Genomic DNA, 20092 nt, shown 5'->3' on the forward strand with positions numbered 1-20092 from the left:
CCCCACGAATGCTGTAACTACTTCGAAAACGCCGGATATGCTTCCGTCAAAACCTGAAAGGCTCTAGATGGTGCGGCTCGCCGGGCCGAACTGATCGTTGCTGCCGGGCGAACGCGCCGCGCGGACACGAATACGATGAGTATGTTGATCAACCGGCTTGCCATTGCGCCGATGATGGACTGGGCATATAAGTCAATATAATCAGTTAGTTACGAGATGTCGTGTGCAAAAATCGCACACGAAAGTTCTGCTTCTCTTCTTTTTTCGTTCCCACGACGGAGCCGCCGACAGCCCTTTTCGGACGCCCTTCTGCCGACGATATTGATCGCTTCAATGCGGATGTTCGCCGGGATATCCGTGAACCTCATTGGCCGCCGCGGCGGCCAGTTTGCCTGGGGTTCTTGGAAGCTTATCGAACTTTCTGCCTCGCGCCACCACCCGAATTGCGGGCACTTGTGAAGGACGTTGGGACGAGCTAAGTCGGGTCCGGCAAGGGCGTGTGTTGCACTCCTAATTTCCGGCATGCTGGAAGATAACCGCGCTTCCATCCTTGCTAACCGCGAACACGTCGTAGCTGGCGTCAGGATCGCTGCCCATGCCCAGCGAGCCTTTCGGCATTCCGGGTACCGCAAGACCGGCGATCGCGGGTCGCTCCTTCAGCAGGCGCGCGATCGCATCAAGTGGCACGTGGCCTTCGACGTAGTAGCCCTCCACCAGCGCCGTATGGCAGCCCTGCAACTTGTCGGGGATGTCCAGCGATTTTTTCATTGGAGCAAGGTCATCGCTGTCATGCAGCGTTATCCCGTAGCCGGCTTGCCGCAGCGCCGCGGCCCACGCGCCACAGCAGCCGCACCAGGGATTCTTGTGCACGGCGACGGCAGGCTTCGTGGCAGCCCGGGCGCTGCCGGTAGCGACTGTTGCCAGCAACAGCAATAAGGTTCGTCTGTTCATCGCAACTACCTTTCTTACGGCCGGAGGTCGCAAGGTCGCCTCCGGCCCACATGCTACTTTATTTCAACGACGGTGATGCGCCCATTGACGCGGTCGGCCACGAACTCGATGGCCTGTCCCGGCTTGACCTTTTCGAGCATCGCGTCGTCGGCGACGACGAACACCATCGTCATGGCCGGCATATCAAGGTTTGCGAGCGGGTCGTGCTTGATCGTGATTTTCTTCTGCTTGGCGTCGACCTTGGTAACTTCGCCTTTGGTGTATTCGGCGGCGAAGGCATGGCCTGCTAGGCCCAGCATCAGGGCGGCGATTGTAACAACTGTCTTTTTCATGGGGAGTCTCCTTTACTTGGTGGCGACCTCGATGTCGCCTTTCATGCCGGCCTCGTAGTGGCCCGGGATCAGGCAGCCGAACGCAAAAGTCCCGGCCTTGGTGAAGGTCCAGACGATTTCCCCGCGCTTGCCCGGCGCAAGGCGGATCGCATTGGGATCGTCATGTTCCATCTCGGGGAACTTCTCCATGACTGCCTTGTGCTCGAGGATGGCCTCCATCTTGTCCATGACGAACTCGTGGTCGGTTTCGCCCTTGTTGTAGAACTTGAGGCGCAGTGTCTCCCCTTCCTTCGCGGTGAAGGATGCGGGCTGGAAGATCATCTTCCCGTCCGCCGTCTCCGACATGGAGATGTTGACGGTGCGTTTGGCCTTGCCGGCCTTGCCCGGCGCGCCGATCGCGAGCTCGTCATGCGAGTGGTTGCCGGTGCCGCCGGCAAGGGCGGGGGTGGCGGCGGCTATCATCAGAAGGCACAGGGCCGATTTCAGTTTCATGCAGTCTCTCCTGCTTTTCTTGGTCATGGTTTCATTCATCCCTTTGTCCCGTGCCCGACATGGCCGGCGGGCGGGACAACGGTCATTGCATCCTTGGCGGAAGCGGGCGCCGGGAGTGCGCCCGTCCATTCCCAGGCGACGGTGCCGGCGGGGTGCTCGTACCATCCCGGGTCTGCGTAATCGGTCGCTGACAGTCCCTCGCGGACCTTGACGACCGAGAACATGCCGCCCATCTCGATGGGACCGAACTGGCCCCAGCCCGTCATCATCGGGATGGTGTTGTCGGGGAGCGGCATTTCCATTTCGCCCATGTCGGCCATGCCGCGATTGCCCATGGCCATGTACTCGGGCTGAACACGCTTGATCTTCTCGGTGAGCTGGGTCTTGTCGACGCCGATAAACGTTGGGGCGTCGTGCCCCATGGCGTTCATCGTGTGATGCGACTTGTGGCAATGGACAGCCCAGTCGCCCGGATAGATGGCGTCGAACTCGTAGGCGCGCATGGCGCCGACAGGAATGTCGATCGACACTTCCGGCCAGCGCGCCTCCGGCCGCACCCACCCCCCATCCGTGCACGTCACTTCGAAGTCGTAGCCGTGCATGTGGATCGGGTGGTTGGTCATGGTGAGGTTGCCCACCCGCACCCTCACGCGGTCGCCCTTCGCCGCGACAAGATGGCTGATGCCCGGAAACACGCGGCTGTTCCAGCACCACATGTTGAAGTCGGTCATCTCCATAACGCGCGGCACATAGGAGCCGGGGTCGATGTCGTAGGCATTCAGCAAAAAAACGAAATCGCGGTCGACGCGGTGCAGGGCGGGGTCTTTCGGGTGGATGACGAAAAACCCCATCATCCCCATCGCCATCTGCGTCATTTCGTCAGCATGCGGGTGGTACATGAAGGTCCCGCTCTTCACGAGATCGAACTCGTAGACGAAGGTTTTGCCGGTCGGAATGCCGGGCTGGGTAAGGCCGGTCACCCCGTCCATGCCGCTTGGCAGGATCATGCCGTGCCAGTGGACGGTGGTGTGCTCGGGCAGCTTGTTGGTGACGAAGATGCGCACGCGATCCCCCTCGACGGCCTCGATGGTGGGTCCCGGCGACTGGCCGTTATAGCCCCACAGATAGGCAATCATGCCGGGCGCCATCTCGCGCTCGACGGGCTCCGCCACAAGGTGGAACTCCTTGACGTTGCCGTTCATCCGGTGCGGCAGTGTCCAGCCATTCAGCGTTACGACGGGCTGGTAGTCAGGCCCGCTCTTCGGGAAGAGCGGCGGCTGCATGTCAGGCGATTCCATAAGGGCGGCTTCGGGCAGCCCCATGGCGGAAGTCCTGGTCCAGGCGGCCGCGCCAGCCAGCAGCGCGCCGCCGCCCAGCAATTGTCGTCTTGTAACCATGGGATTGGTCCTTCTGGTTAGTGTCCAGCGCCGTCGCCGTCGGCGGCGGACGCGGTTACTGTTTCTGATGAAGCGGCGGCGCCGCCGCCGTGAACGGCGGTGCCGAGATTGACGTCGGCGATCCAGAAAGACTGACGGGCCTGCAGCGCCTGGATGTTGGCCTCGATGCGCGCGCGCGTATCGGCCAGCAGCTCGAAGGTATTGGTGATCATCCCGTTATAGGTGAGCACCGACTCCTCCTCGATCTTCTTGCGCAGGGGCACGACGCTGTTCCGGTAATGCCGCGCGATGTCGTAGGTTGAGCGGTAGGCATCAAAAGCGGAGCGCGCTTCCGACCGCACATTGACGGCTTTTTCAGCGAGCCGGTTTGCTGCCTGCATGTAGGCAAGCTCTGCCTTGCGCATACGCGGCTTGCCGGTGTCAAAGACCGGGATGACGAACTCGACCTCGATCCGGGGCGTGGCGACGTTCTTCGTCTCGCCGTCTTCTTCCTCCTCGCGCTCCACCTCAACGCCTGTCAGGAGCTCAAGGTCGGTCAGATAGCGGGTGGCCTCTGTCAACTTGTATTCACGGGCGAGCGCTTCCAGTTCCAGTCGCGCTATCTCAAGATCGACACGCTGCTGCAGCGCTTCGCGCTCGATCGGGCCCCTGCCATAAACGCCCTTCGGCAGGCCCGGAAGACGACCCGGGAGCTTGTAGGCGATATCCTGCCCCCAAAGGCCCATGAGCCGCGTCAGCTCCTCACGCGTCTGGCGCGCATCGAGCCGCGCCTGCGCCACCTGCCCGGCGAGCTCTGCGTTGAACACGAACTCCCGCGCCTGCCCTGTCTTGGAAAAAGCTCCTGTTTCGCCCAGCTTGCGGGCGAGCTCCGCTGCCGCATCCGCCGAGACCTGCGCCTGTCCCAGCAAGCCGACGGTCTCCTGCGCGGCGACCGCATTGACCCAGGCCCGCCGCGTATCGGCGGCCAGCCTCATGGTCTCTTCGGCCGCGCGCAGCTGAGCCTGCCGGAAACGGGCATCCGCGACGGCGACGCGCTTCTCCCGAGTCGTCAGCGCGAGAATATTGCTGACAACCGCGGCCTCCACCGTGCGCACCGCGTCGAGCGTCATGGCGCCGACCGACACGCGCGGATTGACGAGAAGGCGTTCCTGCCAGACGTCGGCCGCCGACAGGCCGATATCGGCATAGGCGGCCTGCAGGCCCTTGTTGTTGAGAAGCGCGACCTGAACCGCCATGTCGGGCCCGACCGGCCCTGACTTGACAAGGCGGCCGACCTGCTCGGCAAGGGCCTGAGCCTGCGCGTTGGACTGCACCCACACGGGGGTCTTGCCGGTGGCTGCACGGCTGCGCATGGCGACCGTGGTGAAACCCGATTGGGGGTCGCTGATGTCAACCGAGCCGGTGGTGGTGTCGCAGCCCGCCGTGAGCAGCGTCGCTGCGCAGGCTGAAAAAATGCGGAAAGGCAGCCTCACGATCCCGCTTCCTTGCCGGCCGGAGACAGATTGTCGTTGAGCCTGCGCCAGTTCTGTGGGTCGGTCGGCTCGCGATGAACGTAATTCACGACCGGATGATAGTGAGTATTTGTGATGCCGTAGGCGGGATCAGCCGGACTGAAGGCCGGGAGGGCGGCCTCGGGCGGCACGGCATTGCAACCCGCAAGGGCGAGCGACGCGCCGAGCGCCGCGCATACAGGAATGTTCATTGGGGAACCTGAAGCTGGAACGATGGGTCTGCGGCGGCGGCAAGAGCCGGAACGCCGGGCACACTCCGCCTGTGGGCGGACTCGTCAGCTGATGGTTCGGGGCGGTTTGATGACGGACGAAATCTGGCCGTCAGGCAGGGCGTGGGTAAAGTCGAACCGGAATCCGCCGGCTTCGGGCGCATGGATCAGTGGCGATGAGGCCGCCATCGCCTGGCTCATGACGCAATGCATCTCACAGCACAGATCTGTAGAGACCGGCTGGTGATGGTCGCTGCCGCCCTTATGCTCGTGCGCGCTTCCGGCGGAATGCTGCGCGGCATCATCATCAATGCCACTGACGTCGTGCCCGTGGCCGGCTGCAGCTGTCGCGACGCTCTCGCTTGCAGCCGCTGTGGCGGCGGCCGCCAGTCCCGGCTGCCAGATGGCAAGCAGAAGGAACATGCACGCGACGACAGCGCGCACAGCCTTTCTGCAGTGAATCATCGGGTATCCGATCATCGGGCATCTTTCGGCACGTGCAGGACGCAAAGTCAACACAAGACACAGCGCGCGCAAGTGCAGCGCACGATTTGGTAGGACAGGATTTGGGTTAAATGACGGCATCGTATGCCTGATCTTCTGCTTCTCATGATCGGCTCGCGACCCATAGATCCGCTGAGGTCATATGCGGATTTCTGATGGCAGAGGCGCATCTACGCTGAGTTAGTTCCCGCGTGTCACGCGAAGAACCTGTCCGCCGTCATCAGTTAGAAGCACTATCGAACCGTCACGCGCTACAGCCACATCGCGAATGCGGCCGGTGCCTTCCAGATAGCGAGCCTCGCCGGCGACGCGGCCAGCCGAGAGCGTAAGGCGTACAAGCGATCGACTGGACAGCCCACCGACGAGGATGCTTCCTCGCCATTCGGGGAACATGCTCCCATCGTAGAAGGCCATGCCGCTCGGCGCGATTACCGGATCCCAGTAGTAGATGGGCTGCTCCATGCCATCCCGGGCTGTGATCCCTTCGCCGATTGGCGCTCCGCTATAATTTTCCCCATAGGTAATGATGGGCCAGCCATAATTTTTTCCTGGCTCGGGACGGTTAAGTTCGTCGCCCCCACGCGGGCCGTGCTCGATCGTCCATAGCGCGCCATCGGGTCCAAGTGCCGCAGCCTGTACGTTCCTGTGTCCGAAGGACCAGATTTCCGGCAGGCCGCCTTCCAACTGGGGATTGCCAGGAGCCGCGCCTCCGTCCGGATTGATCCTGATGATCTTACCGAGATGCGTGCCGACGTCTTGGGCTAGCTGCCGCGGTCTGCGCTGTGATCTTTCACCGGTTGTAACAAACAAGGCACCGTCGCGGTCGAAGACGAGGCGCGATCCGAAATGGTTGTTCGATCGCCACGCCGGCTGCTGTTGAAAGACAACCCGCACGTCGCCCAGAGCCGCGCCATCGGCTGACAGAACACCGGTCGCGACGGCCGTCGCGTTACCCTCGGCGCCACGGGGCTGTGAGAAACTCCACCAAACCCGCCGAGACTCTTCGAAATCATCGCGAACGGCCACATCGAGGAGCCCGCCTTGGCCCCGCGCCACGACCTCAGGTACCCCCTGGATCGGCTCAGACACTGTCCCGTCGGACCGCACCAGGCGCATGCGTCCAGGGCGTTCCGTTACAAGCCATCCGCCATCCGGCAACTCCGCTATGCCCCAAGGGTTCTCAAGGCCTTCCGCGACCACAGTGCTTATCAACTGGATGCTGTCGTTGATTACCGGAGCGCGCGTTTGACCTGGGAACGCCGGCCGCTGATCTGCGGCGTTGGGCGGCGCCAGGTTGAAATCCTGCGCGCGGGCGTTCCCGGCCGCTGCGATGAAGATAGATGCAATCGCGGCACGAGAGGCGATAGACCAGCTTTGCCGGTGTCCGGATAGAGATTCCCGATTTATGCTTCGCATGAGATTATTCCTCTGCAGCTGTTGCTGGGCTGGGCGGTCATTTGGGAATCCTAAACGATCCGAGCCATTCGATAACACTTGCGATCGTCTGGCGTTCCCGATGGCAGTAGTGCTGCGCGATCGTCTCGACCCGGTGCTAACCGATTTGATCGTTTCATTTCGTCCGGCATTGCGGCGCCGTCTGGGAATTCGTTGAGAAGCCGTTGAAGACATTCCGGCGCGGTTGCAGCTAGCCCCGCTGTTGCCCAGGGCCGCCGTTTGGTCAGCTATGGTCGTTAATCAGCGGCGTAGTGCCTTTCGGTCGCCGATTTTTCCTCACCAACACAACCGTGCCGGCGTCGACCGTGATGAGGCCCAGCACCTGCACCGTGACCGGCCAAAATTCTCGTCGCATGGACGATTTAGCCCTCAAACCTCATCTTGTCGCCTGGCCTGGCCCTTGAGCGAATAGGGATAATTGGCCTTCGGAATGTGCAAAGTCACGCGATCTTCGATGCGCTTGCCACCGTGGCGATGATCGCCTCCTTGTAAGCGCAACAGCCGAGGCCCAGAAAGTTTTCGTTTCAGAAATGTCCACAGAAAGAGACAGCCCGGCGACGGCGGCCATACTGAACCAGCCGGTCCGTGGGCGCGTTTGCTTCAGCCAACCTGGCCAGCGCTTCTTCGACTTTTTGAGCCGACGCGTCTGTGCGCTTGATGTGCCGGACAACTTGCCGCCTTAGCTTCGCGAGCATTTCAGCGCGATATACGTCCCCGTATCTCGCAGTTTCAAGGTGGAGGGTCGCAAGCCTCATGGCGACGATTCCAATTAGTGGCAATAGAATTCGCGAATCCGACTTTCGTTCCGTTGTCCGACCTTTCGCTGTCTGGCTGATCCTACATATTGCTACACGGACGGACCGGCGGTTTCGGCTTGAACGGAAGAGGCTGGCGCCTGAGAGGAACGTCGGCAAGCGACGTTCGGATCGGCTTGACGGCACCAGTGGATTGAGTGGCGGCCACACGCCTAGTGAGCAGCGCCGCCGACATTTGGGCGAGCTTCGATTTTATACCCAAGGACTCCTCCCGAGAGACCTACTCCAGCAGGTCATTTCTACCACAGGTGGCGCCGCGCTCGCATTTAGATTTGCTAATTCAGGAACGATGGCAGCCGGGATCGACCCTCTTGGGCGGCACAGTCGCGACCAAAACGAATGAGCCGTTCGCGATCGAGAACCGCTATGTTGCACTTCCCCAGATGTCTTTGGAGCATATCGAGGGCTGCAGCCTTGGAGCGGCGAGGGGACTTGCCTACATCGCACATGTCGTCGATATGAAGGTCGATGAGTTCGCCGAAAGTTTTCAGGCGCGCTATACGGCACTTAGTCGGAGTCTCACCGCGATCGACTTGGCGCACGGTTTCGGTTGCCCAGCGCCATGCGTCGCCTCGGCGCAGGAAGGTCTCGCTGATCTAGCGACCTTTGCGACGGACTTGGACACGCCAGGAACCGGATGAGAGCTTTGTATAGGTGGCCATTTTTTCGTGTGCGCTCCGTGTGCACTGAGAGATCGAAACGTGGCGAAGAGGGTCGTATTCTGGCGTAAATTCGTGTGCACTCGGCAGGTTCTAACGATTTGATGTTAAAGAAAACATGCTGAAAAATCAAGACCATAGAGTAGCCATTGCACCCATGATGGACTGGACGGATCGGCATTGCCGGTTCTTCCACCGTCAGTTGACGCGTCGTGCGCTGCTCTACACCGAGATGGTGGTGGCCGACGCGATCATCCAGGGCGCCCGCGAGCGGCTGCTCGGCTTCGATGAGGCGGAGCACCCGGTGGCGCTGCAGCTCGGCGGCTCCGATGCCCAGAAGCTGGCCGAGGCGGCGCGCATCGGCGAGGCCTTCGGCTATGACGAGATCAACCTCAATGTCGGCTGCCCGTCGGATCGTGTCCAGTCCGGCACGTTCGGCGCCTGCCTGATGAAGACGCCTGTTCTGGTCGCCGACTGCGTCGCCGCGATGAAGGCTGCGGTGAAAATTCCTGTCACCGTCAAATGCCGCATCGGCGTCGACGAGCAGGACCCCGAGCCGGCGCTCGATACGCTGGCGGACGGCGTTTTGGCGGCCGGCGCCGACGCGCTGTGGGTGCATGCCCGCAAGGCGTGGCTGGAGGGGCTGAGCCCGAAGGAAAACCGTGACATCCCGCCGCTCGACTATGACAGGGTCTATCGGCTCAAGGCCAGAAAACCGAACGAATTCATCGGCATCAATGGCGGAATTCAATCATTGGACGCAGCACGTCTCCACCTCGACCATGTCGACGGCGTCATGCTAGGCCGCGCTGCCTACCACACGCCGGGTATCCTGACCGGAGCCGATGCCATGTTCTACGGCGGCGATGCGCCGGGCGCGTTCGACCATGCGGCGCTGATCGACGCGATGGCGACCTACGCTGCCCGCCATATCGAGAAGGGCGGACGGCTCGGCCATGTCACCCGCCACATGGTCGGCCTGTTTCACGGCCTGCCTGGCGCGCGCCGCTACCGGCAGATCCTGTCGACCGACGCGACGAGGCCGGGCGCTGGACCGGATGTGCTGAAGAAGGCCTTTGCCGCCGTCGATTTCAGCGGTGCTGCCGCGGAAGCAGCCTGACGGGTTTCAGTCCCTGAGGATCATCCGGTCGCCGCGCACGTCGAAGCCCGACAGCGAACCGATGAAGTTCATGCCGAGCAGGCTCTGGCCGAGCATGCCGGGCGCCGCGATCATCACCGGCATGTCCTTGCGCACGATGCCGCCGATCGCCACTTCGTCGGTCTTCACGGCGGCAGCGCGTGCCATGCCGTTGGCGGTCGAGACCGGTATGGTGAAGTTGAGGGCGGCAGGGTTGAAGCCCGCGGCCTGAGCGTCTTCCGCCGTCAGCACGATGCTGGTCGCGCCGGTGTCGACGACGGCGCGGATCGGCGCGCCATTGATCATGATGCGGGCTTCGAAATGGCCATTGTCGGCCTTGTCCAGCGTCACCGTCGCGTGACCGTCTTCCACGCCCAGCGCCAGGGGGCTGCCGGGAACGAGACCGGCGGTCACCCGGCTGGCGATATCCTGCAACTCGTAGCGGTACTGATACCCGGCGACCAGCGCCAGCGCGATGACGGCCCAGGTGCCGAGATTGCGGGCCATGTCACCCAGTGGCCGGCCTGAGCGAATGAGGCTGGCGCCGATCAGCGCAGCGATCGCGCCAAGCCAGATCAGCCGGCTGAAATCAGAGTTTTCGACACCGAAAGTGCTGCCAGCCGAATCGTTGATCATCAGCAGGATCAGTCCCGCGCCGATCACGACCATCACTATCCAGAACAGTCGGCTCATTGGCTTTGCCATCTCACGAGAGCACGTCGCGCTCGCGCGCCATGCGCGTGCGGCGCGTTTCCCGGCGCGGCCGCCGCTCGACCGTTTCCAGCCTTGCCGGCAATTCGGCCATGACGCTGCGGCGCGTTTCCGGGGTCATGCCGATCCAGGCGCCAATCTCCTCGCGCGTGCGGCCACAGCCGAAACAGAAGCCGGTTTTCATATCGATCGAACAAACCAGGATGCACGGGGATTCGATGGCCGTCATGATATTCTCTTGCGTTACTTCCACATGGTGCAACGCTAGGGCCAATGCAAGCCCTCGGGAATGCGTCGCCAGCAGCCACGTTCGCGTCAACGTTGGCGGTTGTGCCGGCCGGGCAAGCCAGCTATGCCGCTGACCAACCTCCAGCAACGATCGCCACCGACATGACCAGCGCACTACCTTTCGACGATTTTCGCAACCTGCTGGCAAACCTGCCGCCGGCCGATGCGCAGGCCGAGGCGCGCGTGCGTGCGCTGTTTGCCAAGGCCGACAAGCCCAGAGGATCGCTTGGCCGCGTCGAGGACATCGCCGCCTGGCTCTCAGCCTGGAGTGGGCGCGCCCCGCCGGCGGTGAACCGGCCTTTGGTCGCGATCTTTGCCGGCAACCATGGCGTCACCCGTCACGGCATTTCGCCGCGGCCGGTGGCGGCTACCGCCAATGCCGTCGAGCTTTGCGCGGCCGGGGGTGCTGCGATCAACCAGGTCTGCATCGCCAATGATCTCGGCCTCAAGGTTTTCGACCTCGCGCTCCATATCCCGACCGAGGACATCACCGAAGACGCCGCACTCGACGAGCGCGGCTGCGCCGCCACCATGGCCTTCGGCATGGAGGCGATTGCCGGCGGCAGCGACCTGCTTTGCCTCGGCGATCTCGGCGTCGGCAATTCCACCGTCGCCGCCGCCCTGTGCGCCGCCCTGTTCGGCGACGGCGGCGCCGACTGGGTTGGAGCGGGATCGGGCGCCGATGCCGCGATGCTGGCGCGCAAGGCCGCGGTGGTCGACACGGCACTTGCTTTCCATGCCGACGCCTTGCGCGATCCTCTCGAGGCCTTGCGCCGGGTTGGCGGCCGCGAGTTCGCGGCAATAGCCGGCGCCATCCTGGCTGCCCGCATGCAGAAGATCCCGGTGCTGCTCGACGGCTTTGCAGCGACCGCCGCGGCGGCGGTGCTGTATGCCGCGAACGAGGCTGCGCTCGACCATTGTCTTCTTGCTGGCCTGTCATCGGAGACAGGGCACGCAAAGGCCGCCGAACGGCTAGGCCTTCGGCCGCTGTTCGACCTTGGCGTCAGCCACGGCGAAGGGGTAGGGGCCGCACTTGCCGCCGGTCTGGTCAAGGCCGCCGCACTCACCAGCTCGGGCATGGCGGCGGCTGTTCGTGGCTAGTGCAGGATTTAGCGCCTGCGCGCGGCAACCGCCTTGGTGGGCAGGGCCGGCAGTTCCTCCATCACCCGGCTGAGCGGGAAGATGGCGATCGCCTCTGTGCCTTCGCGCAGCTTGGAATGAAGTTCGAACTCGCCGCCATGCATGGCCAGCAGGCCCTGCACGATCGGCAGGCCAAGTCCGGTTCCCTGTTCGGCGCTCTTGATGGCGATCGAGCCCTGGCCGAAGGCGGACAGCACCACCGGAATCTCTTCTTCCGGTATGCCCGGGCCGTTGTCCTTGACCGAGATGTATTGCCCGCCGCCGGCCGTCCAGCCGACGCGCACGCGGACCTCGCCGCCGGATGCGGTGAACTTGATGGCGTTGGACAGAAGGTTGAGCGTGATCTGCCTCACCGCGCGCTCGTCGGCGAACAGCCGCGGCAAGGTGGTTTCGAAATCCTGGACGACGCGGATGTCTTTGTTGCGCGCCTTCAGTTCCATCATGTGGCAGCAATCCTCGACGACGCTGGGCAGCATCACCGGCTCCTCGCTGATCTGGTAGCGACCCGCCTCGATGCGAGAGAGGTCGAGGATCTCGTTGATCAGGTCGAGCAGATGCTGGCCAGACTCGTGCACGTCATGAGCGTAGTCGCGGTAGGTCGGGTTGCTCATCGGTCCGAGCACCTCGTTGGCCATCACCTCGGAAAAGCCGAGAATGGCGTTGAGCGGGGTCCGGAGCTCATGGCTCATCGAGGCAAGAAAGCGCGACTTGGCCAGATTGGCATCCTCGGCCCGCCGCCGCGCTTCGTCCGACATCGATTTCGCCGTCTCGACCTCGGCGATCAACGCGTCCTTTTCGGACCGGAACGACAACAGCATCAGCGACGAACGGTTGAGATTGCGCGCGACATAGATGAAGAAGGGCAGGGCTGCGACCAGCAGAGCGGCCATGATCAGCTCGATCGGCATCCAGAACCGTGCGCCGGAATAGGCATAGACCGCCACCGGAACGGCAAAGGTCGCCAGCAGGGCGCCGCCCAGCGACGAGGCCATGACGGAAGTCGCCGCCATCGCAACCAGCAGCACCATCGCCTTGACTATCTGGAACTGGTCGATCTGGCAGGTTGCGCAACCGAGCCAGGCGAACCAGGCCCAGCCGAGGCCGCACAGCGAGTGGCCGATCAGGAAATCCCTTTGCGTTCGCGACGGGTCGAGTTCGGAAGCTTCGGTGCGTTCGACGCGCCGCGCCATGAATGAAACGACGGTGTAGCAGATGAGCATGAACAGCGCCCAGACGGCGATCTGCTTGTCCATTCCGGCAAGCAGGCCTACTGCCGCGATCGCCAGCACAAGCAGCGGAATGGCGATCACTCCACTCATCATCGAGCGAGCGTGCAGCTTCAGGAGTTCGCGGTCGAAGTCGAGATTGCCGGCCTGCTGCGAGAGACGGTCACGCGTCCTGCGCACCGCGCGCGCCACATCGCTGTTGCGATGCGGTTTCCTGCGGTCCACAATGAATTTGTCCGCTGTGTTCGAGCGTAGCAAAGGCATGATAACTTCGATTTATGCGCGCAGCGATTTCAATTCGTTAAGCTACGTTCGAATGATTAAGAGTCTGTTTGCCATATGAGCCGTTCGTGGTCGCCGAGGCCGCGTCGGCGCTATGCTCCGCCGCCGCCGCGAAGCCTGTGGCGCAGGCTGCTGGACTACGGACTGACGGTCATCCTCCTTGGCTTGCTGATCCTGCTTGCGGCGCGCCTCGACCGGTTCGAGACCCGCAAGGCCGAAGGTGCGGCCATCGTCAACGATGGCGATTCGATCACGCTCGGCAGCGAGCGCATCCGCATGCGCGGCATCGACGCCCCGGAATACCATCAGGTCTGCCGCAAGGATGGCGCCGACTACCCTTGCGGCAAGCTCGCGCGCCAGTCGCTGGTGCGGCTGATCGGCGGCCGGCCCGTCTCCTGCAGTGGCTGGCAGCGCGATCGCTACGGCCGGCTGCTTGGCGACTGCAAGGCCGGCAGCACGGATCTCAACCGCGCCCAGGTCGAGGCCGGTTGGGCGGTCGCCTTTGGCGATTTCGAGACCGAGGAGGCCGGCGCCCGCGCCGGCAGTCCGGCATCTGGGCCGGCAGCTTCGACGAACCGCAGGACTGGCGCGACACCCACGGCCACGATCTGGTCGAAAGCAAGCACGGCACGCTCGCCTCGATCGGCGACGCCATGCGTGAGTTTTTCCGCATCCGGTGATGGCGAACAGCTGTATGAACCCTATAGTTTGTCAGGACAAATCGGGAGGGATGGGATGAAACTGTTCGACGGCGGCCGCGCGCCCAATCCGCGGCGGGTCCGCGTTTTCCTCGCCGAGAAAGAGATCGAGGTTCCCTTGGTGCCCGTCGATATGGGCGCGCTTGGGCACAAACAGGAGCCGGTCAGCTCACGCAACCCGCTGCGGCGCCTGCCTGTGCTCGAACTCGACGACGGCACCATCATCACCGAATCCGTTGCCATCTGCCGCTATTTCGAGGAGCTGCATCCAGAGCCCGCTCTGTTCGGGCGCGGCGCGCTCGGCAAGGCCAGGGTCGAGATGTGGCAACGGCGCATGGAGTTCAATCTGCTCAGTTGCGTAGCGCAGGCTTTTCGCCACATCCACCCGGCGATGAAGGAATGGGAGATCCCGCAAATCCCCGAATGGGGCGAGGCCAACAAACCGAAAGCGATCGAATTCCTGAAACTGCTCGACGGCGAACTGGCACAACGGGAGTTCGCCGCCGGCGACGCTTACTCGATCGCCGACATCACCGGCCTGATCGCCATCGACTTCATGAAGCCGGCACGCATCAAGGTGCCGGAAGAGTACACCAACGTGCTGCGCTGGCATCAGGCGATCTCCAGCCGGCCAAGTGCTGCCGCCTGAGGATGAGCGCAGAACTGGACAGCTTCACGGCCAAGGTCCGCGCCTGCCGCATCTGCGTCGAGCACCCGCTCGGCCGGCCGCTGCCGCACGAGCCGCGCCCGGTGCTGCGGCCGTCGTCGAGCGCCCGCATCCTGCTTGCCAGCCAGGCGCCGGGCACCAAGGTGCACATCACAGGCATGCCCTTCACCGACGCCTCCGGCGACCGGCTGCGCAGTTGGCTCGGCGTCACCAGCGAGGAGTTCTACGACACGGAAAAATTCGCCATCGTGCCGATGGGCTTCTGCTTTCCCGGCCAGGACGCCAAGGGCGCGGACCTGCCGCCGCGCCGCGAATGCGCGCCGGCATGGCGCGCGCCGCTGATGGCGCTGATGCCGCGCGTCGATCTCGTCCTGACGATCGGCATCTACGCGCAATCCTGGCACATGGGCGCCACGCGCCGTTCCTCGCTGACCGAAACGGTGAAGGACTGGCGCGCCATATGGGATGGCCCGGGCGGCCCAAAAGTGCTGCCGCTGCCGCATCCGTCCTGGCGCAACTCCGGCTGGCTGAAGCGGAATCCATGGTTCGAAATGGATTTGCTGCCGTTCCTGAGGTCGGAAATCCGCTATCGCCTTGTTTAGCCATCTTGCAAGAAATCACTCGCTTTTGCGGCGGTTGGGAGAATTTCGTTCTTGTGAAAGCCCCGAATAAAAGGGAATATAGCCAAACTATTCCTCTGGGAGCATCCAATGGACCGCCTTGACAGAAAAATCCTTCGCCTCCTGCAGGAGGACGCGACGCTCGCGGTTGCCGATGTCGCCAAGAAAGTCGGCCTGTCGACGACGCCGTGCTGGCGGCGCATCCAGAAGCTCGAGGAAGAGGGCGTCATCAAGCGGCGCGTCGCCATCCTCGACCACGAGAAAGTCAATGTGCGCGTCACCGTCTTCGTGTCGATCCGCACCAATTCGCACAGCCACGAATGGCTGCGGCGCTTCTCCGAGGTCATCCAGGAATTTCCGGAAGTGGTCGAGTTCTACCGCATGAGCGGCGATGTCGACTATCTGCTGCGCGTCGTCGTGCCCGACATCGCCGCCTACGACGCCTTCTACAAGCGGCTGATCGCCAAGATCGAGATCCGCGACGTGTCGTCGTCCTTCGCCATGGAGCAGATCAAGTACACGACCGAAATCCCGCTCGACTACATGGTGTTGGACAAGGAATCGGGCGCCAACGCTGCTTGAGGCTCAATTCGTTACTTCTTATTTTTGTTGAGAAAACTCCAGGGCGAGTTGACCGGCAGCGTGACCGTGTCTGGCACGCTGTCAACGCTTGCCACCTCCGCCTTGCGCACGGTGTAGCCCGACTGGATGACACTGACGCCGTCGAGGATAAAAAGCTGGCTCTTCTCCATGCCCGGCTGCAGCGTGCCGGTGACGGAAACCGGCTGATAGGCTTCCGACATTTTGTAAGGATGCGCCGGCGTGACCAGCACGATCTGGTTCGGCGGCGGCGTCGGCATGTGGCTGCAGGCGCCGGTCCACGGCACCAGCAGGAACTGGTAGACGAGGTCACCCTCGCGATCGACCGGGAGTGCATAGCCAGCTAATTGAACGGTCTTGTCCTGCAAATTGACCGACAGCGTTTCGCCATGGTCGGGCAATTTTGCCGCAATCATCGGCAGGCCGGCGTCTTCGGCGATCGCTTGCGTCGCCGGACGCAGGTCCTTCCAGAATATGTGCGCGGTTTCAGGGGACGCGTTTACCGAAGCAATGGGCAGGAGCAGCACGATTGCCAGAGCCACGGTCGATGTTAGGCAAATGCGCATTGGCTGCTTCCCTTTGACATCAAGTAAAGCCGCCGTCGTCGGTAGCGTCAACGCTCCAGCCGCATCACATGTCTGCGAGAGCCCGCCATGCCGGTCTCGTGGAAGCCGCGGGCGACGAACATGTCGCGAAAGCCCATGAATCGGTAGCTCGGCGATGCCTCGTCGACCGGATAGGCCTCGATCGTGTCCGCACCTCTGGCAAAGGCGTGATCGATGGCCGCGTCGAGCAATGCCGAGGCAAAACCGTCGCCGCGCAGCGCCCTCGGCACGTAGAAGCAGACGATCGACCAGACGCCGGTCTCGCTGTCGTCCTGCTGTTGCGAGAGCTTGCGATAGGTCTCGCGCGGCGCGACCGAGCACCAGCCGACGGTCTTGCCTTCGAGTTCGGCGAGAATGCCGACCGGCGTGCCGGCCTCGATGAGCGCCATCATCGCCCGCTTCATCTCATCGTTCTGGACATGCTCGCGGCTGCGCAGATGGCGCCAGGCCGTGCACCAGCAATATTTCGGTCCGCCCGGCGCTTCGAACAGGTTCTCGAAATCCGCGCGCGTTTCCTTCGTCACCTCGATGAACCGCAGTTTGGCGAGATCAGGCTTGACTTCAGCCTTTCCTGGCAGCGATCCGCTCGAGCGTCTTGGCATTGCTCAATTCCCTCACTGCGTCCTTGCCGATCCAGCGCGCCGTTTTGTCGGTTGACTGCGCCAGCCGTTCAGCGACGGCAAAGGCAGCTCCGTGCATCTCCATCGATCGCTTGCCGATCGAACGAAGCGCCCAGTTCACAGCCTTCTTCACGAAGTTGCGGCCGTCGGTGGCATGCGCTTCGATGACCGGCAGGAAGCCGAGGAACGTCGCTGCTGGCTCTTGCTTCCGGTGGACGACTGACCAGGCCATCATGGCAAAGGCCGTGCGTCGAACGAACTCCCGTTCGTCGGCCGCGAACTCGTCGATCAGCTCCCTCCAGGACTCCGTGTCGACAAAGAGATCGGAGACGCCGTCGACGATATCCCACGAATCGAAAGACGCCGCCCATTGCCTCGCATCCGCGGCTGAGAACCGCTTCGGGTCGGCAGTGACGGAAGCGATGAACTGCGCCTCCATGATACCGGTCTGCCATAGTTCGAAGGCGCGTTCATGGTTGCGCTTGATTTTCCTGGCAATTTGCCGCTGCACGCCATGCGGAATGCCGAGCGCACGTTCGATCTTGATGCCGTAGCGCAGCATGCCACGGCGATTTTCCTCCGACCCGATCGAGCGCAGATGCGCGACGATTTCGTCGGCACTGGATTGGGGCGAAAGCTCGGCCACCGCGATATCCTACTTCTCCAGGCGCGCCAGCAGCGAGGACGTATCCCAGCGCCGGCCGCCCATCGCCTGCACATCCTTGTAGAACTGGTCGACAAGCGCCGTCACCGGCAGCTTGGCGCCATTTCGATCGGCCTCGGTGAGGCAGATGCCGAGATCCTTGCGCATCCAGTCCACGGCGAAGCCGAAATCATATTTGCCGGCATTCATGGTCTTGTGCCGGTTCTCCATCTGCCATGAGCCGGCGGCGCCCTTGGAGATCACCTCGATGACCTTCTCGATGTCGAGCCCGGCCTTCTTGCCGAAATGGATACCCTCGGCCAGGCCCTGCACCAGCCCGGCAATGGTGATCTGGTTGATCATCTTGGTGAGCTGGCCGGCACCTGCCGGCCCCATCAGCCCGACCATGCGGGCGAAGGCATCGATGACGGGCTTGGCCTTGTCGAAGGCTGCCTGCTCGCCGCCGACCATGACGGTCAGCACGCCGTTCTCGGCGCCGGCCTGGCCGCCGGAGACCGGCGCGTCGAGGAAAGAGAAGCCAAGTGCGCTCGCCTTCTCGGCCAGTTCGCGCGCGACCTCGGCCGACGCGGTGGTGTTGTCGATATAGACCGCGCCTTTCTTCATCGCCTTGAAGGCGCCGTCGGCACCAATCGTCACCGAACGCAAATCGTCGTCATTGCCGACGCAGGAGAAGACGAAATCCTTGCCCTCGGCCGCCTCAGTCGGCGTCGCGGCAAAACGGCCACCATGCTGGCTAACCCATTGCTCAGCCTTCGCCGTGGTGCGGTTGTAGACGGTGACGTCGTGGCCGCCCTTGTTCCTGAGGTGCCCGGCCATCGGGTAACCCATGACGCCAAGACCGAGAAATGCCACCGATGCCATAGGCCTACCTTCCAGCGGAAACGAGAATTTGCCGTGGAACGTCTAGGCCTTGCGGCGGATTCGTCAAGATGCCGACGCCGGCCGTGTCTTGGGCCTGAATCCAGAAACGCGTCAGCGCTTGAGGTGGATGGTGATACGGCGTTCGATCCATTCGATGCCATGACGCAATATCTCGACGATCACCAGATAGACGATGGCGACCCAGATATAGGCCTGGATATCGAAGGTGCGGGAATAGGCAAGCTTTGCCATGCCCATCAGATCGTAGACGGTGATGATGGCGACGATCGCGGACGCCTTGATCATCAGGATTAGCTCGTTGCCATAGGGCCGCAGGGCGACGATCAGCGCTTGCGGCAGGATGATCTTCCACAACGTCTGCAATTTGTGCAGGCCGAGCGAAGCAGCGCCCTCCCACTGGCCTTTCGGCACGCTTTCTATTGCACCGCGCAATATCTCTGCCTGGTACGCGGCTGTGTTGAGCGCGAAAGCAAATACGCCACAGTTGAACGCCTCACGGAAAAAGCCCCACAGCCCAACCATTTCGAGCTGTGGCTTGAACGAGCCGACCCCGTAGTAAACCAGAAAGGTCTGCACGAGCAGGGGCGTTCCACGGAAGAAATAGACATAACAATAGGCAAGACCGGACAGAATCCGGTTCTTCGACATGCGCGCATAGGCGACCGGAAGCGACAGGATGGCGCCCAGAGTGATCGAAATGCCAACCAGCGAAAGTGTGACACCCAAGCCTTGCAGGTAGCTGGGTGCATATTTGGCGAAAAGCTCACTATTCCAGGCAACGACGAGGTAGGAGACCAAACCGACGCCGAACGCTATCCACAAACAAACGAGCGCGTAGCCAATAATTCGTCGACGCGGCCAGCCCTGCGCTCGTGGCGGCGGCCGTTCGACTACGGTCGCTGTGGCGCTCATCGTTGTGCCTCCCGCCGGCCAAGCGAGCGCAAAATGGCGCTGGTAGCAAAGGACGACAGGACGGCCAAGCCAAGAAAGACCAAGGCCGCCACACCGTAAAACAGGAAGGAGTGTTTGGTGACCTTTGCCGCCACGTTAGCGGCACGAAGCGTTTCAGCCAGCCCAACGACAGATACCAGGGACGTGTCTTTAAGCAGGCTGAGCCAGCAATTTTCGAGACCCGGAAATGCGATGCGGATCAGCTGCGGCAAAATCACTTTGCGCATCGTTTGCCAATTCGAAAGGCCGATGGCATAGCCACCTTCATATTGGCCCTTAGGTATAGCGCGGAAAGCCGAGAGGAAAACCTCGCTGGCGTAGGACGAAAATATAAGGGCAAGCACAATCATGCCGGCCACGAAGCCGTTAACATCGATCGTGGAGTCTGGGTATATCAATCTGATCAGATATTGCAGCACCAGCGGCGCGCCGAAGAAAAACAGAAAAAGCGTCACCAGCTCCGGCAACCCACGGAAGATCGTCGTGTAGATGTTGGCGGCCAAGCGCAGCGAGGGTTCTTCCGACTGCTTGGCAAACGCGACAAAGAAACCAACCGTCAAACCGATCGGAAGCGTGGCCAGCGCAAGAAGCACCGTGACAAGTGCGCCAAAGGCGATGTCGTCGAGCCAACCATCGGGCCCCCAACTGAGAAGCGTCCATACGCTCTGCTGCATC

Annotated in this window: 23 protein-coding genes and 1 pseudogene; 7 read left to right on the forward strand and 17 right to left on the reverse strand. The window is 62.4% G+C overall.

The features are described from left to right. Positions 1–510 precede the first annotated feature (510 nt). From DH08_RS20580 to DH08_RS20615, 8 genes are all read right to left on the reverse strand, one after another. Positions 511–951 (reverse strand): DUF411 domain-containing protein, encoded by a 441-nt coding sequence (locus DH08_RS20580; protein ID WP_192181064.1) that lies wholly within the window; start codon positions 949–951, stop codon positions 511–513. A 53-nt stretch (positions 952–1004) separates the two neighbouring features. Continuing rightward, positions 1005–1283: a copper-binding protein gene (locus tag DH08_RS20585; RefSeq protein WP_006206314.1), complete on the reverse strand. Its 279-nt coding sequence runs from the start codon at positions 1281–1283 to the stop codon at positions 1005–1007. A gap of 12 nt (positions 1284–1295) precedes the next feature. Beyond that, on the reverse strand, positions 1296–1769 hold the full coding sequence (locus DH08_RS20590; RefSeq protein ID WP_428338844.1) for a cupredoxin domain-containing protein: 474 nt from the start codon (positions 1767–1769) through the stop codon (positions 1296–1298). Positions 1770–1810: 41 nt separating this feature from the next. Further along, the gene (locus DH08_RS20595) at positions 1811–3172 is read right to left on the reverse strand and encodes a multicopper oxidase family protein (RefSeq protein ID WP_192181066.1); all 1362 of its coding nucleotides are present in this window, start codon (positions 3170–3172) and stop codon (positions 1811–1813) included. Positions 3173–3189: 17 nt separating this feature from the next. Next, positions 3190–4647: a TolC family protein gene (locus DH08_RS20600; RefSeq protein WP_428338846.1), complete on the reverse strand. Its 1458-nt coding sequence runs from the start codon at positions 4645–4647 to the stop codon at positions 3190–3192. Beyond that, complete coding sequence (locus DH08_RS20605) at positions 4641–4874, reverse strand: hypothetical protein (RefSeq protein ID WP_192181068.1); 234 nt, start codon at positions 4872–4874, stop codon at positions 4641–4643. Before DH08_RS20605 ends, DH08_RS20600 begins: the two co-directional genes overlap by 7 nt. An 84-nt stretch (positions 4875–4958) precedes the next feature. Next, positions 4959–5372 (reverse strand): hypothetical protein, encoded by a 414-nt coding sequence (locus DH08_RS20610; RefSeq protein WP_192181069.1) that lies wholly within the window; start codon positions 5370–5372, stop codon positions 4959–4961. A 204-nt stretch (positions 5373–5576) separates the two neighbouring features. Then, a complete protein-coding gene (locus DH08_RS20615; protein WP_192181070.1) occupies positions 5577–6812 on the reverse strand; it encodes a PQQ-dependent sugar dehydrogenase in 1236 nt (411 codons plus the stop codon). 1165 nt (positions 6813–7977) lie between these two features. Here DH08_RS20615 and DH08_RS20620 point away from each other — a divergent pair. Both DH08_RS20620 and dusA read left to right on the forward strand, forming a co-directional pair. Next, on the forward strand, positions 7978–8307 hold the full coding sequence (locus DH08_RS20620) for a hypothetical protein (RefSeq protein ID WP_192181071.1): 330 nt from the start codon (positions 7978–7980) through the stop codon (positions 8305–8307). A 136-nt stretch (positions 8308–8443) separates the two neighbouring features. Then, on the forward strand, positions 8444–9445 hold the full coding sequence (dusA, locus tag DH08_RS20625; RefSeq protein WP_192181072.1) for a tRNA dihydrouridine(20/20a) synthase DusA: 1002 nt from the start codon (positions 8444–8446) through the stop codon (positions 9443–9445). Between the two features lie 6 nt (positions 9446–9451). Here the strand turns inward: dusA and DH08_RS20630 are convergent, their stop codons facing one another. Together DH08_RS20630 and DH08_RS20635 are read right to left on the reverse strand one after the other, a co-directional pair. Next, entirely contained in the window at positions 9452–10156 is a 705-nt protein-coding gene (locus DH08_RS20630) for a TIGR02281 family clan AA aspartic protease (protein ID WP_192181073.1), read from the reverse strand. Positions 10157–10169: 13 nt separating this feature from the next. Next, entirely contained in the window at positions 10170–10403 is a 234-nt protein-coding gene (locus DH08_RS20635; RefSeq protein WP_006205202.1) for a DUF1289 domain-containing protein, read from the reverse strand. 161 nt (positions 10404–10564) lie between these two features. Here DH08_RS20635 and DH08_RS20640 point away from each other — a divergent pair, with 161 nt between their 5' ends. Continuing rightward, on the forward strand, positions 10565–11563 hold the full coding sequence (locus DH08_RS20640; protein ID WP_192181074.1) for a nicotinate-nucleotide--dimethylbenzimidazole phosphoribosyltransferase: 999 nt from the start codon (positions 10565–10567) through the stop codon (positions 11561–11563). Between the two features lie 8 nt (positions 11564–11571). Here DH08_RS20640 and DH08_RS20645 read toward each other — a convergent pair whose 3' ends face one another. After that, the gene (locus DH08_RS20645) at positions 11572–13092 is read right to left on the reverse strand and encodes a sensor histidine kinase (protein ID WP_192181075.1); all 1521 of its coding nucleotides are present in this window, start codon (positions 13090–13092) and stop codon (positions 11572–11574) included. Between the two features lie 75 nt (positions 13093–13167). Here DH08_RS20645 and DH08_RS37195 point away from each other — a divergent pair. The 4 genes and pseudogenes from DH08_RS37195 to DH08_RS20665 all read left to right on the forward strand — a co-directional run bounded on the left by DH08_RS37195 (position 13168) and on the right by DH08_RS20665 (position 15677). Next, positions 13168–13790, forward strand: a pseudogene (locus DH08_RS37195) (thermonuclease family protein). A 55-nt stretch (positions 13791–13845) separates the two neighbouring features. Beyond that, positions 13846–14457 carry a glutathione S-transferase gene (locus tag DH08_RS20655; RefSeq protein ID WP_192181076.1) on the forward strand — a complete coding sequence of 204 codons (612 nt, stop codon included), beginning with the start codon at positions 13846–13848 and terminating at the stop codon, positions 14455–14457. A gap of 2 nt (positions 14458–14459) precedes the next feature. Continuing rightward, a complete protein-coding gene (locus DH08_RS20660; protein ID WP_192181077.1) occupies positions 14460–15077 on the forward strand; it encodes a uracil-DNA glycosylase family protein in 618 nt (205 codons plus the stop codon). A gap of 108 nt (positions 15078–15185) precedes the next feature. After that, positions 15186–15677 carry an Lrp/AsnC family transcriptional regulator gene (locus DH08_RS20665; protein ID WP_006205209.1) on the forward strand — a complete coding sequence of 164 codons (492 nt, stop codon included), beginning with the start codon at positions 15186–15188 and terminating at the stop codon, positions 15675–15677. An 11-nt stretch (positions 15678–15688) separates the two neighbouring features. Here the strand turns inward: DH08_RS20665 and DH08_RS20670 are convergent, their stop codons facing one another. From DH08_RS20670 to DH08_RS20695, 6 genes are all read right to left on the reverse strand, one after another. After that, positions 15689–16261 carry a DUF3299 domain-containing protein gene (locus DH08_RS20670; protein ID WP_192181078.1) on the reverse strand — a complete coding sequence of 191 codons (573 nt, stop codon included), beginning with the start codon at positions 16259–16261 and terminating at the stop codon, positions 15689–15691. A 47-nt stretch (positions 16262–16308) separates the two neighbouring features. Beyond that, positions 16309–16902: a GNAT family N-acetyltransferase gene (locus DH08_RS20675; RefSeq protein ID WP_192181079.1), complete on the reverse strand. Its 594-nt coding sequence runs from the start codon at positions 16900–16902 to the stop codon at positions 16309–16311. Then, positions 16862–17566, reverse strand: coding sequence for a DNA alkylation repair protein (locus tag DH08_RS20680; RefSeq protein ID WP_192181080.1), 705 nt, complete (start codon positions 17564–17566; stop codon positions 16862–16864). The genes DH08_RS20675 and DH08_RS20680 overlap by 41 nt, the downstream gene beginning before the upstream one ends. Positions 17567–17575: 9 nt before the next feature. Further along, entirely contained in the window at positions 17576–18445 is an 870-nt protein-coding gene (locus tag DH08_RS20685) for an NAD(P)-dependent oxidoreductase (protein ID WP_192181081.1), read from the reverse strand. A 111-nt stretch (positions 18446–18556) separates the two neighbouring features. Then, on the reverse strand, positions 18557–19378 hold the full coding sequence (locus DH08_RS20690) for an ABC transporter permease (RefSeq protein ID WP_192181082.1): 822 nt from the start codon (positions 19376–19378) through the stop codon (positions 18557–18559). Next, positions 19375–20091, reverse strand: coding sequence for an ABC transporter permease (locus tag DH08_RS20695; protein ID WP_192181212.1), 717 nt, complete (start codon positions 20089–20091; stop codon positions 19375–19377). The genes DH08_RS20690 and DH08_RS20695 overlap by 4 nt, the downstream gene beginning before the upstream one ends. Between the last annotated feature and the right edge of the window lies 1 nt (position 20092).

The organism is Mesorhizobium amorphae (genome assembly GCF_014843845.1).
Taxonomy (GTDB): Bacteria; Pseudomonadota; Alphaproteobacteria; order Rhizobiales; family Rhizobiaceae; genus Mesorhizobium; species Mesorhizobium amorphae_A.